At 50.9% G+C, this 17,853-nt stretch carries 12 protein-coding genes; 2 read left to right on the forward strand and 10 right to left on the reverse strand.

What is annotated here, in order from left to right; all coding sequences use genetic code 11:
* Position 1: 1 nt before the first annotated feature.
* Complete coding sequence (locus M4J38_RS15225) at positions 2 to 1,384, forward strand: metallophosphoesterase family protein (RefSeq protein WP_251760610.1); 1,383 nt, start codon at positions 2 to 4, stop codon at positions 1,382 to 1,384.
* Between the two features lie 437 nt (positions 1,385 to 1,821).
* Here the strand turns inward: M4J38_RS15225 and M4J38_RS15230 are convergent, their stop codons facing one another.
* Positions 1,822 to 2,055 carry a murein L,D-transpeptidase catalytic domain-containing protein gene (locus tag M4J38_RS15230; protein ID WP_251760612.1) on the reverse strand — a complete coding sequence of 78 codons (234 nt, stop codon included), beginning with the start codon at positions 2,053 to 2,055 and terminating at the stop codon, positions 1,822 to 1,824.
* A gap of 34 nt (positions 2,056 to 2,089) precedes the next feature.
* Positions 2,090 to 2,461, reverse strand: coding sequence for an RNA-binding protein (locus M4J38_RS15235; RefSeq protein ID WP_251760613.1), 372 nt, complete (start codon positions 2,459 to 2,461; stop codon positions 2,090 to 2,092).
* A gap of 165 nt (positions 2,462 to 2,626) precedes the next feature.
* Between M4J38_RS15235 and M4J38_RS19760 the strand changes: the two genes are divergently transcribed.
* Positions 2,627 to 2,758, forward strand: coding sequence for a hypothetical protein (locus M4J38_RS19760; RefSeq protein ID WP_256469214.1), 132 nt, complete (start codon positions 2,627 to 2,629; stop codon positions 2,756 to 2,758).
* A 183-nt stretch (positions 2,759 to 2,941) separates the two neighbouring features.
* Here the strand turns inward: M4J38_RS19760 and M4J38_RS15240 are convergent, their stop codons facing one another.
* From M4J38_RS15240 to M4J38_RS15275, 8 genes are all read right to left on the reverse strand, one after another.
* Positions 2,942 to 4,078 carry a glycoside hydrolase family 88 protein gene (locus M4J38_RS15240; protein ID WP_251760615.1) on the reverse strand — a complete coding sequence of 379 codons (1,137 nt, stop codon included), beginning with the start codon at positions 4,076 to 4,078 and terminating at the stop codon, positions 2,942 to 2,944.
* 53 nt (positions 4,079 to 4,131) lie between these two features.
* The gene (locus M4J38_RS15245) at positions 4,132 to 6,267 is read right to left on the reverse strand and encodes a hypothetical protein (protein WP_251760617.1); all 2,136 of its coding nucleotides are present in this window, start codon (positions 6,265 to 6,267) and stop codon (positions 4,132 to 4,134) included.
* Positions 6,264 to 7,058 (reverse strand): rhamnogalacturonan acetylesterase, encoded by a 795-nt coding sequence (locus M4J38_RS15250; RefSeq protein ID WP_251760618.1) that lies wholly within the window; start codon positions 7,056 to 7,058, stop codon positions 6,264 to 6,266. The genes M4J38_RS15245 and M4J38_RS15250 overlap by 4 nt, the downstream gene beginning before the upstream one ends.
* Positions 7,055 to 8,899, reverse strand: coding sequence for a rhamnogalacturonan lyase (locus M4J38_RS15255; protein ID WP_251760620.1), 1,845 nt, complete (start codon positions 8,897 to 8,899; stop codon positions 7,055 to 7,057). Before M4J38_RS15255 ends, M4J38_RS15250 begins: the two co-directional genes overlap by 4 nt.
* A gap of 94 nt (positions 8,900 to 8,993) precedes the next feature.
* Positions 8,994 to 10,418 (reverse strand): glycoside hydrolase family 28 protein, encoded by a 1,425-nt coding sequence (locus tag M4J38_RS15260; protein ID WP_251760621.1) that lies wholly within the window; start codon positions 10,416 to 10,418, stop codon positions 8,994 to 8,996.
* Between the two features lie 10 nt (positions 10,419 to 10,428).
* Positions 10,429 to 13,287: a glycoside hydrolase family 2 TIM barrel-domain containing protein gene (locus tag M4J38_RS15265; RefSeq protein WP_251760623.1), complete on the reverse strand. Its 2,859-nt coding sequence runs from the start codon at positions 13,285 to 13,287 to the stop codon at positions 10,429 to 10,431.
* A gap of 31 nt (positions 13,288 to 13,318) precedes the next feature.
* The gene (locus M4J38_RS15270; protein ID WP_251760625.1) at positions 13,319 to 16,180 is read right to left on the reverse strand and encodes a glycosyl hydrolase; all 2,862 of its coding nucleotides are present in this window, start codon (positions 16,178 to 16,180) and stop codon (positions 13,319 to 13,321) included.
* Positions 16,181 to 16,229: 49 nt separating this feature from the next.
* The gene (locus M4J38_RS15275) at positions 16,230 to 17,630 is read right to left on the reverse strand and encodes an FGGY-family carbohydrate kinase (protein WP_251760626.1); all 1,401 of its coding nucleotides are present in this window, start codon (positions 17,628 to 17,630) and stop codon (positions 16,230 to 16,232) included.
* Positions 17,631 to 17,853: the final 223 nt, after the last annotated feature.

Here is a 17,853-nt window from a genome sequence, read left to right on the forward strand (position 1 = left end):
GATGAGAATATCTATCGCAGCAATCCTTACCATTGGTGTTTTACAAACCGCTCCTGTGTTCGCACAGGAGCCGGTTTCTGCTTACCCGGCCACAAAAGTTCCCGACCGCATCATGCTCTCCATCGGTGAAAAACCCGCCTCCGGAATGGGTGTTTCCTGGCGCATGGATACCACCGTCACTACCGGGTATGTTGAACTGGCGCTGGCCAAAGCCGAACCCGAACTGATCAACCCCGTCACCTTGCCGGCTACCGTGGAAACACTGGATCTTCCGGGTGCAAAAGCACACTATTTCTCGGCCACTTTCACCGGGCTGATCCCGGATACTTTATACATGTACCGCGTGGGTGACGCGGTGAACAGAAGTGAATGGATTCAATTCAGAACAGCAGCCGAAAAATTCCGTCCCTTCTCTTTTCTTTACCTCGGCGATGCACAGAACGACCACAAAGAATGGTGGAGCCGTACCATCCGCGCCGCTTTCCAACACGAAGCATCCGCAGCTTTCATGTTGCATGCGGGCGACCTGATCAACCGCACGAATGTGGACAAGGAATGGGGAGAGTTCTTTTATGCCGGAGGCTGGATGCACGCCATGATTCCCTGTGTACCCACCGCAGGCAACCACGAGTTCTACCGCGATGAGCAAAGAAAACTTACACTCACCAAACACTGGCGCCCAACTTTCAACCTGCCATTGAATGGCCCGGAAGGCCTGGAAGAACTTACTTATTTCTTCGATTACCAGCAGGTGAGGGTCATCTCCATCAGCTCACAATCTTTATTGCTGAGTAAGGAAGACAGCATCAGCCAAGTGAAATGGCTGGAAAACGTGCTGAAAAACAACCCAAACAAGTGGACGATTTTAACCATGCACCACCCTGTTTTTTCCTCGGGTAACGGCCGCGACAACAAAAGCCTGCGCGACGCTTTTCAGCCCATCTTCGAAAAATATCCCGTAGACCTGGTACTCACCGGTCACGACCATACCTACGGCAGGGGAACCGCGGAAACCTCTCCACAACAAAAACGGCAACCCCTGAAAGGTCCTGTTTATGTAGTTTCTGTGAGCGGTCCTAAAATGTATGTGCCTTCGTTGGAACCCTGGCTGCAGCGGGTGGCCGCCAATACGCAGCTGTACCAGCGCGTAAAAGTTGAGTCGGATAAAATAAGGCTGGAAGCTTATACCGTTACCGGTGAACTGTATGATGCATTCGATATCGTCCGGAACAAAAACGGAGAAAAAGAACTGGTAGACTGGGCACCCGGTCTGATGAAAGAAAGACTGAACCTCCCCGCCTCCTACCGCGAGCGGTACAAAGCAGAAGAGAAAGCTGAATATGAAAAGAAAAAAACGGAATACCTGAAGCGGAAAAAACAGTAACCCTTATCCGTATAAACACGGCCCGGTCAGCATGGTGCTGACCGGGTTTTTCTTTTTATGCCTATTCCAAACATCTAGCGCCAGAAAAACAGCATTTTCCCATGACCTTCAACATCAGCCTCTCTTTGCGTCCCTGCTCCTGCGAGACTGCGAGGTACGAAGCAGGAAGCAGTGCGTTGTGAAGTGCGCAGCACAAAGCAATTGCGCGAAAACCCTCCTTTAATTTCCCGGATTCGTAAACAGAATTTCCCGATATAGGAAATACAAACGGGGCCCTCCATCCTAAGTTTGTGCCGGTATATTTCTGTTCTCTCAAATTAAGTGAAGAAAGCGTAGAAATCAGGACCGGAACATGTCAAGCGAGTAAATGTAATGTTCCGTTCCCAACGGCCCCGTTTCAACGGGGCCGGATTATTTGTAGCGTACTTCGTTCGGGGCTAAGGGTATAACCACAGCAGCACGGGCCTTGACGATGCATCCAGTTTCTTTTCAAGTTTCTTCAGCATACCCGGAGATACGGTGGGGCAACCATCACTCTGGCAGAGTTCTCCGGGATATATTTCAGCTTCAGGCACACATTCGTGGCCATGCAATACCACATATCTTTTGAATGCATTGCTGTTGGTGGAATCAGTACATGGCCCCAAAAGCAACACGGCAGCATGTAACACTACATACTGCCGTGCTTTGTTTTATAGGAATAAATTAATACCTGTTTCTGTTGCGGTCGTCGCCGCCACCACGGTAACCACCGCCGCCGCCACCGGGACGGTTGTTGCCAAACCTGGGACCACCGGGTCCGCCACCACCTGGACGGGGTCCGCGGGGGGCGCTGCCCCTGTCCTCCGCCTGCTTCACAACAAGCGGTTTTTTACCGAGTGAAATATCGTTGAGTCCGTCAATTGCTTCACGGGCTTCTTCTTCATTGGGCATATCCACGAATCCGAAACCGCGGCTCTTCCCGGTTTCCTTGTCCATGCTCACTTTCGCCGAATTGACTTTACCGAATTTCTCGAATATTTCCATCAGTTCGTCGTCGTACAGATCATAAGGCAGGCCGGCTACAAAAAGATTCATCTTGTTGGTTTTTTACAAAAGTAAGGAACTTATGGTTACTTAAAAGCAGGAAGATTCGGGGATAAGTAGTTCACCTTAAACAGGGGTTAACGGCTGGTTAAGCGGGCGGATTTACTGGCGGGAAGGATTTTTTATCCTCATATTTGAATTCTAAAGCTATTATCCATGAACACACAGCAACAACCACCGTTTTTACCCCAGCCTCCGAAAGCCATCGCCGTTCCCATGCAGCAGGACCGGAAAAGAGATACTATCCTGAATGCGGTACTGGATTTGCTCCGGATGCTATCGAAATAGTACCTATAAACAGGCCCGGAATAAATCCGGGCCGTTCCTGAACCGCCCACTTTGGGGCACCGTAAGTGTAAGTTTGATGCAGGAACGGAAATTACAAACTGTTTGACACCGCAGCCTCCGTTAAAAAACTGAATTTATATCCGTTGTTTAACGGAGGAAGGCGGCGTTTTTGCCCAATGGCGATTATTTTCTCAACTTATACATCTCACTTCCCGCCAGCAGAAAACAACCCAATCCGTAATCCTCGAAATCAGGCTTGCTGGTAAAGCTCACCGGCTGACCGTCTTTAGGTTCTTTCCCCGTTCCCTGTACATAACCCAGGAACCCGTTGGGGTGGATACAGTCTTTTACCATTGCGTTCCATGCTTTTATAGCTGGGGCGAGGTATGTTTTTTTATCGATCAGCCCGTTGTTAATACCCCATGCCATGCCATACACAAAGAGTGCGGTACCGGTCATTTCCTTGCCCCCGAAGTGGTTGGGATCGTGCAGGCTCACATTCCAAAAACCATCTTTGCGTTGAACAGGCAACAGGGCGGCCAGCATATCTTTATAATCCTGGAGGTATTCACTGTAATGCGGATCCGTTACGGGCAGTTTTTCCAGCACGCGCACCAGGGCAGCCACTACCCAGCCATTGCCGCGACTCCAGTAGCAGTCTTCACCGTTCGGCTCTTTATAGGGCGGCACAAAATCTTTATCACGCCACCAGAGTTTATCTGCTTTGTTGTACAAACCCCCACCCTGCTTGTATTTAGAGTAGGCATACATCTCGTACATCCGGTTAAAGTAAGTGGAATCTTTGTACAGCAGGCCAAGCCTTACATACACGGGCATGGCCATCTGGAAGGCATCAATCCAGTTCCAGTCGTCAACTTTTGGGGTGGTGTTCATCCGGTCGATGGACGCTTTTATATCGCGGATCCATTCGGGATGCTGCTTCCTGTCCAGCAGGTAGAGGTCAATATAAGTTTGTCCGCAGCATTGGTTGTCTGCATTGCGTGTTTCGATACCGCCGCGCAGGCCCCATTTGTGTTTTTCGCCCCATTCCACGGCGTATTTATAATATTCATTCTGCGGGTTAATGTTGTACAGCGCCATCAGGCCCTCATAATATACGGCGCGGGTCCAGATATTACTGGGGCGTTCGATGTTGGTGAAGATGGGCTTCCCCGGATCGGGCCAGGTTTCCATGAAATAAGCGTTGGTTTTCACCATGGCCTTCATGATGGATTTTTGCGAAGGAAGTTTCTGCGCGAAAAGTTGTGCGCCTGCGCAAAAGGCGATCGTGAGCGTTGTAAAAAGAAGTTTTTGTTTCATCCTCATTTTATTTGCGGGGAAGCGGGATATGGGATTCCCCTTCACCATTTCGTTTAGAACATCTTTGCCATTTTCTCCCATTTCACTTTCCACTTGCCATTTTGTGGGAACCCGGGGCGGTCGGTTTTATTGTTGTCGAAACCTGCCGTCATCATGGCGATGGCGGCGAGTAATCCACCATTGCCCGGGAGGTAAATCCGCAGCCGGTTGTCCTGGAAATTGTGTCCGTTGGGAAGATAGGTGTTGGTGCGGATATCCATCATCAGCGCGTCCACGGCGCGTTCCGGCATGCCTAGTCTTGCAGCGGTCATGGCGGTCATGGGGAAATCCCAGCCCCAGGTATCGTTCCACTGCCAGGTGTCCCAAACCAGGTTGAAAGTGTTGCGCATCACCGCGGTATCCAGTCCTTTCGTGAGCGGGAGCATGCCATAGGCACCTAATACGGAAGGATGGTCGGTCATGTATTCCGGTTTGGTATAGGAGTCGGGGGCGCTTTCGGCGGCGAGGTACACATTTTTCTGAACTGGCAATGCTGAGAGTTCGTCCAGTACGCGGTTCCAGGATTCATCCGGTCTCATGCCGAGGCGCTCTTTCCATTGCTGCGCCGTTTCCAGGGCCCAGCGCCAGTAGGCGAGTTCATACGTGGGGTTGAAGGTTTCCACGGCGGGGAAACGCTCCTGGGCGGGGATCAGTCCTTTTCCGAGCATGAACCTGCTTTTGAGGGAATCGTAGTAGGGGAAGGAAGCCATAAAATCCGCTGTGGCGAAAACAAGGTCACTGTATTTTTCAAGGGTTTCCTTTTTCTCCCCTGCGCGGTACAACAGCTCCGCGAAGGTGATGAAATGCGGCTGCTGCCATACGAGAAAAGCACCTACGGAAGAGGGGCATTCATCTCCGTTGTTGTCCGTCATTTTCTGCCAGCGCACGCCGTTAAAACCCTGACGTTCGGCAATCGCTCTGGCGGTGGGCATTACCTTCGTATACCAGTCCATACTTCTTTCCAGCAGCTCCGGCCTTCCCCAAAGTGCAAAGTGCACGCCGTGCCACCAGTGCATTTCCAGGTGCGGCTTCCCATACCAGCTGTTGGCCGTAAGGCCGGTTTCCTGTGGCGGGAAACTACCCGCGCATTGTACACGGGTGAGGTATTGGGAAAGCATGATTCTTCTTTCGAGTTCATGGGCACGGGTATCAGTGCTTCCTTCGAAATCTATCGCTCCGCCTGATTGCCAGAAGTCTGCCCACGCTTTTGCGCTACTGACCGATATGGTGGAAAAAGAGAGCTCTTTTTTGGTTGTGCTGTCCCGTGAGAAGCGGCAGGTAAAGGAGAAAGTATCCTTCGGAGCGGGCTTCAGCCTGAAATCATGCGCGGATGGATTTTCCAGCGTGGCATTCCCTTCCCAGTTCAGGTCCGCGAAATACGTAGTAGTATCCAATGTATGCACGATCCTTCCGGGCTTCGCTTTATGAATGAACGAAGTATGCTTTTCCGGTTCTCCATAATAAACCCCTTCATCGTTCCATTTGGCGGTGGGGAGGGGAAAACGCAGTTTCACCCGCATCCTGCCCTGTTCCAACAGCGGGGAAACTACTTTCACGCCAATGGCATCGTGTTCACCATGGGCATTGGTCCATACTTCCACTTGCTCGTTCTCCACCCTAAAAACGGAGTGTATGGTACCGTTCCAGAGTTCAAGTTCCTGTTGAATATTGGTGATGTCTTTCAGCGTGGCTTCTGTGCCGTCTTTCTTCAGCAACACAAAACCCAGGTTGCCGAGTTGCAACCTGTGCGGGTTCTCCCTGAAATAATTGGAAGCCGCCTTGCTTCTTTCCGGTGATTTTCTTTGTACCAGGTAGGTGATTTTCCTGCCATTCAAATCGTATTCCTGCAATGATTCTTCCCGTTTTAATCCCATCACATTCGGGAAACTGTGCCATCCCCATTCGGACTGTGTACCCAGGGGAATCCCGTTTTTATACGCTTCGGGAAAAGTTTGCAGTCCGGTAACATCGGTTGTAAAGGCGAATTTCCCGTTGCCTACGGTGAGCGATGCCAGTGTATCGGCTGATGTGAGTTGAATGTTGTGCCGTTCCACCACTTTTTGCCGGTCGATTGGTTGATCATTAACGGATGCGGTTGGGAGGCATTGGGAGAAAGTTGCAAGCAATACGAATAGCAGGGTATATCTCATGGTAAAATGATGTACATGTATTTATCCAGCGAGCATTCGCCTTTCTTCTGTAACTCCGTTGCTACGATGGAAGCGTTAAGTTTTGCACCCGCTTCGCTGGTATGGGTATGGTCTCCGAAAAAAAGCGGCGCTACTTTTTCTTTTCCCAGCTCATCGTATTTATCCGCGATCAGGTTGTTCAGGTCTATGAAACAGGCTTTTTCTTCCAAAGCGATCTGTTTTGCCCAACCGGCGTAATCGGCATTTCCTCTTTTTGCTTTTCCTTCGGGGGTCCAGTTGTCGCGCGGAACGGGTGAACACACGTAAGGGATCGCGCCTTTTTCACGGGCTTCGCGAATGTATTTTCGCATGTACCAGCCATAGGTGTACACGGTTTCGTTCTGTTTCCGGATAGGATTATAGATGTCCTTGCTTTCATTGCCAATGCCCCGGATGGTTCCCCGGGCGCGGGCGGTATCGTCCAGCGGACCGGCATCGTTGTGGCCGAACTGGATCAGCACGATATCCCCTTTGCGGAGATCGTTCAATATGGTTTGCCACCTGCCTTCGGTAAGAAAGGTGCGACTGCTTCTTCCGCCGATGGCGTGGTTGCGTACGCTGATCTCGGTCGTATCAAAATACTTGTACATAAAGCTTCCCCAACCCCATTGTTTGTTTTTTCCGGAGCCGTCGCCGTTGCGCACGGTAGAGTCTCCAATAATGTACAGGATGGGCTTTCTTCCCTGGAGGAGTACAAATGAGGTGAGTGTGCAGAAAGCCAGGGCCAGCAGAATCGTGTGCTTCTTGATCATTTCTTTTTCGCTTTGTAGATAACAGTTTTTATACCGGGTTTTGGTGGATCCTTCATACCCGGCCCTATGTAGAAGGAAGTATGGGGCGGTTGGTTGTATGCCACATTCTGCCAGGCGATGCTGAGCCGGTACTGGGGATCGTGCATAAAGGTATAAAATCGGCGGCTGGTGGGAATAGTAGTGGAAAATATCCGCAATTCTTTGTTATCCGCGGAGCGAACGATCATTTCTTCGCGCCAGTCGCCGAAAATATCGGCGGAAAGCACAGGATTCTGTTTCGTGCCGTTGTTGGACGCGCAGCCATATTCACGGGCATCGAGCAGTTTATGGGTCGTTTGGTTGAGGTAGTCCCATTTTCCTATGAAAGTGCCGTTCAGTATTTCACTCAGCTCATCGCCGTCCCAGTAGATACCCATGTTCACAGGAGGGGTTTTCTCAGCGATTTTGTTGCCTTTCACATCAAACATCCCGGTAATGCCCGCGCCGGCGGCCCAGCTTTCAAAGCCCGGGTAGCGGGGGTCCACGTCCAGCGACAATCCTCTTCCGGGTCCCTCGCCATCTTCACCGGCTTTAACGGAAGGTTTTTTCCAGAGTACCTCTCCGGTATGCGCATCACGGAAATGCACACCCGCATCACCGAAACGTTCCTGGATGTCAAATGCTTCCAGCCCGGGGCGGGACGGGTCAAGGTCACTCACGTGAAGGGCATCGCCATGACCGAACCCGGTGGTGTGCAATCCTTTTCCGTTATCGTCGAGCGCCATGGCGCCATAAATGATTTCATCTTTTCCATCGCCATCCACATCGGCCACGCTCAGGTTGTGGTTGCCCTGTCCGCGGTAGGGCCTGTTTTCAGGATGTGTGGGATCATCGCTGTCGAAGGTCCACACATGGGAAAGCTGGCCCTCTTTGAAATTCCAGGCGGCCAGTACGGTCCTGGTATAATAACCCCTTGCCATAATGAGGCTGGGCGTTTTGCCATCGAGGTAAGCCACGCAGGCCAGAAAGCGGTCCATACGGTTGCCATAGCCATCGCCCCAAACTTTTTTGAGATCCTCCGTGGTAGGCGTTTCCGTTTCAGGATGGCGGGCAGGAATGTATTTCGTGGTAGCGAGGGCTTTTCCGGTGAGCCCGTCGAATACGGTGAGGTATTCGGGGCCGGAGAGGATATACCCGTCTTTGTTGCGGTAATCTTTTGTGGAGTCGCCAATTACCTTGCCCTCTCCATCAATGGTGCCGTCGGCGGTCTTCATGGCTATTTCAGCTTTTCCATCGGCATCCAGGTCGTACACCATAAACTGGGTGTAGTGCGCGCCTTCGCGGATGTTCTTCCCGAGGTTGATGCGCCACAATAAAGTGCCGTCCAGCTTATACGCGTGGAATATGGGCGGATCGGTAATGCCGGCCTGCGAATTATCCTTCGCCCTGCCGGTCATGTGCACCACGATCTCGTAAGTGCCGTCGCCATCAAGGTCGCCCACGGAACCGTCGTTTGGCGTATAACCCGGTGGCGTTTGCAGCGGAATGGACAAATACGGTTTGTTGTTGCCGGCCGCTATGGTAAAAGGGGCGGAGGTTTCCACTTCTTTTCCCTTCAGCAGGGCTTTCACGAGGTAAGTTCTTTGTGCAGACGGACCTCCGGTTTCATCGAGGAACCAGGTCGCGTTTTTAATGGGTACCGCATTCAGTTTGAGTGGTCCCCGTGGCGATTGTTTATAGACGTTGAAAGCGATATCATCGGGATCGGTAGCCAGCAATCGCCAGCTGATGAAGGTTTTGTTGCTATCGGGAATAGCCACCACGCCGCGGTCCAGGTGTTCCATGGTTCGTTGTGCACGCATGGAAAAAGGGGTGGCTAATAAACAAAGTCCGAAAAGCAGGTTTCTTTTCATATGCAGCAATCCATTCATGGCGAAATAAATTCGAGGAATCAAATTAGTTTGTTCCCTTTTCCCTTCCATCCTGTACTGTTGCGGAAAGATCTTTTAATGAACCTTCTTTGGCAACGAGTTCCACTTTATCGAAGGTCCAGCCTTTGGTGAAATGCGCTTTTCCGGCCGAGGTTACCGTGGCCTTAATGTTTGAAAAGTGAAAATTTTCCAATGCACGGGAAGGCAATCCTTCCGCATCCATGAACTTCGAGGCGCCATCTACCTTCATCCCATCCACATAAATATTTCTGAAAAGCGGAATGCCTTTTTCTTCCGGCTCCACTTTACGGAGCATGGTTTTCCAGTGTTCAGGAATATTATTTTCGTTGTATCCCGCAGGCAGTTTGGAATAACTGTACGTGGGGTTCCAGTTCATGGTAAAATGGAAAACATTCTTCATCGAATCCAGTTTCCAGTTCCGGATATGGATGTCTTCCACCACGCCGCCCCGGGTGAGCGCCGATTTAATATGAAAGCCGTTGCCTGTTCCTTTGGCGTACATGTTTTCCGCCAGCACATGCCTTATAGAACCAGAGGTTTCGCTGCCCAAAGTGAGTAATCCACCGCCACGCCGCGCAATGCAGTTCCGGATCACCACATATTCGGTTGGACGGTTCACCCGTAATCCATCCCAATCGCGGCCCGCTTTCAAACAGAAATTATCATCGTTGCAATCTATATCACAGTTTTCCACCAGCACCCAGGAGGAGGAGTCCACATCCACACCATCGGTACTGGGGCCCTTGCCGTCTTCGTTGTTGCGTACGGTAACTCCGGTAACGGTAACATAGGAAGAATACAACAACTGAATGGTCCAGAAACCCGCGTTGCTGAATGTAAGTCCCTTCAGCGTAACATCCTCCGCGTTCTGTATAAGTACCGTTCGTACGCGCTTCGCGTCGTAGTCCACGATCCAGCGCAGGCCTTTTGGTTCGTAGTCGTTGCGGCGCATGTTCCAGTATTTATCCCAGCAGAATTTTCCCCGGGCATTCACTTTTCCTTCCCCGGTAATGGCTACCCGCTTTTGCCCGATCACGTTGAAGAGCGCGGCCGGCCACTTCATTTCTATGCCCGCAATACGGGTATCTATTTCAGGGTAATCATCGAAACTGGTACTGCCCAGGATCAGGACATCTTTATCAATCTGTAACTGCACATTGCTTTTCAGGAACAATGCGCCCGTAACATAAGTTCCCGGTTTGAACCTTACCACGCCGCCTTTGCGCGAAGCCGCGTCAATAGCGTTTTGTATGGCTTTGGTATTGATGGTAACGGTATCGGATTTCGCACCGAAATCGTTTACCCAGTATATCTTTTTCGCGGAAGGTTGTTGCCTGCTCCCGACTTTTTTCGCCCACTCCAGGTTATGCTGGGCCTGCAAACTAAGGGTAAGGAAAGAAAGGATTATACTACTGATCAGCGTTTTCATGATTTTTATTTTAGAAGAGGTCGTTCACCGCGGGGCGGCTGTACTGCTCTTTTTTATCGGAAGATGGTTTGGGAAGTCCGAAGTAAAACCAGAGGGTTCTTTTCCTGTTTCCGTTCAAATGATTGGGTTCGCCCGATGGGCCCAGTTTGGAAGGATTTGCATCTATGTTCAAAGCCAGCTTGGTGCCCAACGCCGGAATAGCATCCAGGAACGAGATGTTGCCAACCGGCAGATTGGGGTGTGGCTTCGCCCCGGAAAGACCATAAAAATCGAAGAGCCTTACGAACAAACCGGTATCGGCGCTGGCAATGGTGAACTTGCCTTCCACGGTGTTCATTTCCATCCAGGTAATGTCCGCGTAGTACCCTTTGAATTCAGGATAGATCCAGGGTGCGCTGCCCGTATGTGTATTGTTGTAAGCGTTCTCCCACACATTATCCGTTACGCCCTGTAACCGGTTCTTCCAAACACGGTACGGGCCTTTCCCCAACCACTTCGCACCCAACACGAAGTTTTCAGGATAATTGAAAGAAACTCCTGCAAAAGGATAATCACCATTCAAGGCGTAATCATATTCCATGGAAAGCCATCCGCTGCCGTTCATGCGCCAGCGCACATACTTCATATCACCTGAGTAGGTGAATTCGGCGATGGCATCATTTCCTTCGGTCCAGGTTTTCACGCCGGAAACAGTGGCGTTGCCCGAAACCATTACCGGGCCGTTGGAGAAAGAGAGTTTATCGCTCATCGTATTGCGCAGGTTCACGATCTGCCCGGATTTTTTATCCAGGAACACCGTTACTTCTCCGCCTTTCAGTCCGATGATGGAGTCTCCGATGTTTTCAAAGCCTGCGGCGGATTTATCTTTCAGGACCACTTGGGTCAGCAGCGCTTCATTGCCCTTAATTTTCCAGGTCCATTTGTAGATTTCTTTTTTGAAAGGATCGAAGGCCGCCAGTACCAGGGCGTCGTAATTTTTCCAATCCGCGGGCAGGGGCAAACTGAGAATGCCTTTTTTACCCGGCGCGATATCGGGAGCGGGGGCCGTTCCTTTTTGCTGGAGGGAATAACCGGCGAACTGCTCTCCCGGCTGGCGGAAATTCACAAGACCCCACTGGAAAGAACATTGAGCGATGTTCGTGAAGTGAAACCTGTTCTCGATCTCAATGCCTCCGGCGAATTGAGCCGGAAGATTTTTGAGCGTGATTTTTACAGGAGAAAATATTTCGCGGATGGCGAAGAAGCCACCTTCTTTTTCGCGGTGGGGTCCCATGATGCCGTCGGGCGCGTTCACCCCGTTCACATCAATGATGTTGTTGAGGTCGGTCCGCACCACACCTTCATCTACCATGGCCCAGAGAAAACCGCCGCCGGAACGTTTGGCGTTCCAGTGCTGTTCCCACATATCGTATAACCCGGTGGCGCAACCGCCATCGTCCTGGCAGTGGAGGAATTCCGTGGGCATGTAGATATTATTGTCGGCGAGAATTTTCTGGGTGCTGTAATAATCTTCATAGTGGTTACAGTCGATGCCATTGTAAGCGTTTCCCGGCCTGTGGTGCGCATGGATGACGGGACGGTTGGAGAAATCATATTTGCCGTAATCATCGTCCAGTTCTTTGTTGTGTCCACCTTCGTTGCCATTGCTCCAGAAGATGATGGAGGGATGGTTCAGGTCGCGGACCACCAGTTCCTTCACCAGTTTTTCACCGGCAGGAGTACTGTAAGCTTTTTGCCAGCCGGCCAGCTCGTTCAACACATAAATACCCATGGAGTCGCAGAGTTCCAGGAAACGTTTATCGGGCGGATAATGTGAGCAGCGCACGGCGTTCATGTTCATTTCTTTCAGCAGCAACGCGTCTTTCACCTGTATTTCTTCGTTCAGGGTGCGGCCGGTTTCGGGCCAGAAGCAGTGGCGGTTGATGCCCTTCATTTTCACCTGCACGCCGTTGATGTAGATGCCATCGCCCTTTCTTATTTCGATGGTGCGGAAGCCGAAGGTTTCTTTGAGCTGGAAAGTTTTTTTTCCCGCGGACTGAAGGGAAACGAACGCCTTGTAAAGGTGTGGCGTTTCCGAAGTCCAGGTTAGGATATTATTTGCTTTGGTGCGCAGCACCACCACGGAATCTTTGGGTGTAACGGAGGCTTTGGCGGTGGCCACGAATTTCCCTTTGGCATCGCGGATATCGGCAACGATCTCCCGGTTTTGTTGCAATCCTTTTACGAACACCTGCATGGCGAAACTACCGTCCGCTTTGGCATCGATAGCTGTATAGTCGATATGTTCCTTCGGAACGGCTTCCAGGTAAACGGGTCTGAAAATACCGCCGAATACCCAGTAATCCGCCAGCCTTTCGGCATTGTTAACGGATGGGTCAGCCGACATTTTAGACACTTCCGCTTCCAACAGGTTCTGTGCGCCGAAAACCAGTTTATCAGTGATTTTATATTTGAACCGGTAGAAGGCGCCCTGGTGTTTTTCTCCCGCGGGTTTACCGTTTATTTTTACTTCGGTATCCGTCATGGAACCTTCGAATACGATGAAGATATCTTTTCCCTTCCAGTTCGCGGGTACATTGAATTTGTACTTGTAAAGTCCCTTTTCATCCGCGAAGCGGAAATTTTTTCCGTAGGTCTTGTAATCCCGGCCGTAATTGTAGGCGCCGAATCCTTCCTGTTCCCAGCAGGACGGCACCTGGATGGTGGTCCATTTGCCGCTGTTGCGCCCGGCGGTGCAGAAGAATTCCCAGGTTTTGGTATCCGAGCTTCCTGTACCGGACAGGTATTGAATCTCTTTTTCCTGTGCGCTTGCGTGAACAACCGTTGCGAGGAAAAAAGCGGAGAAAAGCAGTTTTTTTACGTTGAGCATATCCGTTATTTTCTATGAGCGTCTACCGGCGCTACTTTCCTTTAATTGATGATTTTGTATTCAGTGTATTCAACATCGGGGTTAAGGTGGCTTCACCAAGCATACCGGATGAGAATGGTTCCCATTTCAGTGCGGAGAAAAGGCCGTCGGCACCCCTGTTTTCCGCTTTGTGCGCGGGGAAATTGATGTTGTAGAACTTCTTCCATTGCACGCCACTTTTTTCCAGGAAGATGATCCGGTTGGCCATGCTGTTGGACACCACGATCTCAAGGGTGTTTTTCGCGGCGAAGGCAGTGGAGGGAATCAACACTTCGTAAGTGGGTCCCAGTAGGGTGGTGACCTTCTTCCCGTTCAGGAAAATTTCCGCCGACTCCCCGATTTTACCCAGGTCCAGTTTCCACACATCGGTCGCTGTTTTGGTATTTGGCCTTGCAAAGGTGGTGGTATATTTCGCCACGCCTGAAAAATACTGGTAATCATCACCAGGCAGCTCCGTCCACGAACCCGGTTTGGTAACCATTACAGGCTGTGGAAGTTTCGGGCCTCCCGAAACAAAGGCCAGTTTCCAGCTTTTGCCAACAGTTTGCGCGGCGCCAACTGCCACATAGGAAGGAAACATTTGTCCGCTGATGGGCTGGTCCGATACCTGGAGCACAAGGCTTTCCCCCGGCCTTAAGGAAAGGTGGACCAGCATGGAATCTTTCGATAACCTGGGTTGTAATACGCCTGCTTCGCCGTTCATGGGATTGAACAGGGCGGCATACCGGAATTTTTTGGAAACGGGCACCCATTGGTCGATGGCCAGATTTCCTGTATTGGCGATGAAATGATATTCTCCGTTCGGGATGATTCTGCGTATGCTCTTCACCCCTTCTGGTAGCATTTCTTTTCTTACAGCGGCGGCTTTCAGCAGGTCGGCAAGTTTTTCACCTTCTGCCACCAGTAGTTTTCCCTTCCCGGTTGTTGCCGTAAAAATGCCGGTTGCGGGATCATTCTCAATGGTGAGTTCCTGCATCACTTTTCCGAAGAAAGCCTTTACTTCATCCTGGTTGGCCATGCCGGGCGCGTTTTGAGGCAGGTGCCCGGCAAACACAACGGTGGCGCCTTGCTGCGCAAGGGCGTATAACTTACGTACGGTAGCCAATGGCATAGACTTCAATTGCGGCACCACGATTACCTGGTATTCCGCTCCGCCCGTTTGGATACGTCCATCCGCTGTTTGGAATGATTCCAGTTGTTTATCAGAAAAAAGATCGAAGGCATACCCGTTTTCCAGCATCCAGGAAGCCGCGTGTTCAAACGGTGTTCCGTCAAAACCTTCCATACCATCAAAATGATGGAGCATTCCGCCCCGCGCGGTCGGTTCCATCAGGCGATCGTGGAAGGGAAAATACAGCAACACGTCGTTCCCGGGTTTTCCGGCCTGTAAAAACGACTGGCAACGGGTAACATACTGATTGAGCCAGGCGAAATCTTTCCAGAACGGGTTGTTGGGATGAAAATGAACGGCGGCATAGAACAGCCATCCGGGCCATGGATCGTTTTGTGGAGAATAGTTGGTGCCGTGGTAAAAGATATGGTTCACGCCACCAATGAAGTATTTATCCAGCACGGCTTTCACATTGGAGAGCGTTGAAATGAAGTGATCGTTGAGCCAGGTGGCCGCCTCGGCCGAAGCCAGTGGTTTCCCCGCCACATGTGCCGCGGAGGTGGCGAACTTGTAACGAAGGATATTGGTACCTTCCGTTTCCGGGATATCAATGGCGCTGTAGAGATCGAGGATGTTGGCGGGTGAACCGTGCGACTGGTTCCTGATGAGCTTGCCCTGTTTGGCGGCCCAGTGGTGCCATGGTTGCGTAAACTTTTCCAGGATCAGGTCGGAAATGGTGAGCCTGTAGTCGTGTAGAACACGGATTCGGGTATCTGTATTTTCACTGGAAAACAGGTCGGGTAAAAAACGTTCGAGGCGGTAACCTCTTCTTTTGCTGAACTCCTCCAGCAGGTTGGGGGTCCAGTCGCTCTGACCGCGGGCATCATCTACTTCATAAGAATCGTTGAACCAGGCCCGCAGGTGGCTCATATCCGTTTTTGCCAGGGAAGTGTTGAATTTCGAGAGGTAGTTATCCAGCGCTTTCTGTTCAAAATGATCGATCACATTTCCTTCCCCTCCCGGCGCGGAGCGTTCCACCATCTTTCCGTGCAGCCCTTCAAAAAGCGCATATACTTTCCAGTTACCAGCGGGGGCGTTCCACTTTATATCCTTCCCATTGGTTACGTTGCTGGAAATATCCATCGACTGCCCGTTTTCGCCGTAGGCGAAAACTTTGATGAGTTTAAGTGGTTTCGGAAACCGGACCTGGTCGATGGCCAGCGCCTGGAGGTTTTCGTTGTCAGCGATGGGGTCTTTCAACTGATCAGGTTTCAGCGGTTTTCCATTTGCGGTACGCACGAAGCCATCGGCGATGAATTCGAGTTGCTGGCTCCATGTTGTTCCACCCGCTACGTCATATTTCTTATGCGTGAGGTATTTGCAGGCATCTTCAGCGCCAATCCAGGGTCCGCCGAAGGGCCAGCCGGTACCGGTGGCCATATCTATGCCAAGGCCAACCGCTTTCGCTTCATTTAAAGTAAACTGGAACATTTCCACCCAACGTGGTGAGAGGAAAGGGAGGAAACTGTTTTCAGCTCCCTTTACACCGAAGATGGGCGTGATCTCCAGGCCGCCCAGTCCCGCGTTTTTGTAGAGGTACATAGAAGCTGCCACGCCTGCTTCAGTAACGGCGCTGCCCTGCCACCACCAACGTGTCCAGGGTTTTGTAGTTGTGGTAACGGCGGGCCACTGAAGCTGTGCAAAGCTGGTTCCGGCCAATAACAGGAACGCGGCAAGGGTCATTGCCTTTTTTTTCATATCAATCATAGCAAAAAGCTTATTAACAAACGTGTTAAACCCTCACATCCACAGCATAATGCTGCAGGTTGATGAGGTTGTCCGGCACAGGTTTGCTGTTCCAGTACCTGTGAATGGCGAGGGCCGCGCCCAATGCGGTTGCCTGCGCCACCGATGCGGCATACACATCCAGCTGAGGATATGCCGCGGCCATCAGTTGCATGTAGATGGGATTTTTTCCGAATCCACCATCCACGAATAGATTGTTCACCGGCGCTCCGTGCAGTACCAGGTCCGTCGCATACACCTGGGCCTCAGCGATGGAAAACATCAACCGGTGATAAGCCGTTTCGTAATCGGGAAAATCACTGAGGTCCAGGGTAGAAAAATCTTCTGCCACGGGTCTTTTTTCACTGCGGTCGATCCAATTCGAATGCCTTCCGGTAAATTTGCTGATGATGTCGGGGTTGAAGGAAACATTTTTATAGGCATCTTCCTCAACGTTGTAAAAATCCGCCAGACGTTTTACTTCCTGCTCATGGAGATAGCCTGCAAACAAGCGTGACGCTTTGATGGGCTTTCCCCGGTATTCGAGGTAACAAAGGCAATCATCCTGTAGCTCCTCCACACTCAGTTTAGACTGGTTAAAAGGGTTGAGGCTGATGCACCATGTCCCGGTGGAGATGAGTAAAAATGGGCTTTTGAATCCTGCGAGGTAGGGGATCAATGCGGCGGAACTATCGTGTAATCCTACGCCACAAAGGATCGGGCTTCCCTTCCAGTTGGCGTGCATGGCCTGGTCGGAAGGAAATATAGGCGCGAGCTTGGGAATGATTCCCTCGCGGTAAAGCCATTCGTGGTAATGGTTCTGCGGGAAGTTCCACAAAGCGGTATGACAACCGATGCTGGTGATATCGGAATACGTTCTACCCGTAAAAAGGTAAGTAATGTATTGGGGAAGGTGCAGCGAGAAGCGGATCTTTTCAAACAGCGCCGGCTTCCTGCTCTTCAGCCAGTACAACTGCAGCCCCGAGTTCAGGTTACCCAAAGTTGGCGATGCCGTGTGCATGGAAAAAGTAACCGCGCCATTGTACCGGCCGTAGAACTCGGCTTCCAGTTCTTTTGGAAATGGCTTGAGGTAATTGTAAAGGGGCGCCACCGCTTCCCCATTCTTATCGATGTGCACGAAACTCGCCCCGTAAGTGGACACGTTCACCGCTTTTACCAGGATGTCTTTCCGTTGGAAAAGTTCATCCATGGAGTCGCGTACCCATTTGGTGAGGGCTTGCAGGTTTTCGCAGGCATCACCATCGTCATCGGTGGTTTCTTCGAATTTGGAAGAAGTTTCTTCCACCACATTATAAGATTCATCAAAGAGGAATCTTTTTTTGTTGGTTTTGCCGATATCGAAGATGGCGATAACCGGTATGGGCGATATGTTGTTTGTTGCTGGCATGGGTTATGGCATGCGGTGTTATTTTTTCTCGCAATTGCTTCGTGCCTCGCAGCTGCAAAGACGCAAAGGGTTGTTGAGTTTGGGTCGTGTTGGTGCTTTGGTTAAATGCGTATGATTTATTGCAAATTTTTTATTTATTTAAATTGGTGTTGGTTCTTAAAAGCGTATCGGAGCATTTGCCGCTTCAAACAAAAAGTTTCGTTCCTTGCGTCCTTGCTCCTTT

It is taken from the genome of Parasegetibacter sp. NRK P23 (assembly GCF_023721715.1).
Taxonomy (GTDB): Bacteria; Bacteroidota; Bacteroidia; order Chitinophagales; family Chitinophagaceae; genus Parasegetibacter.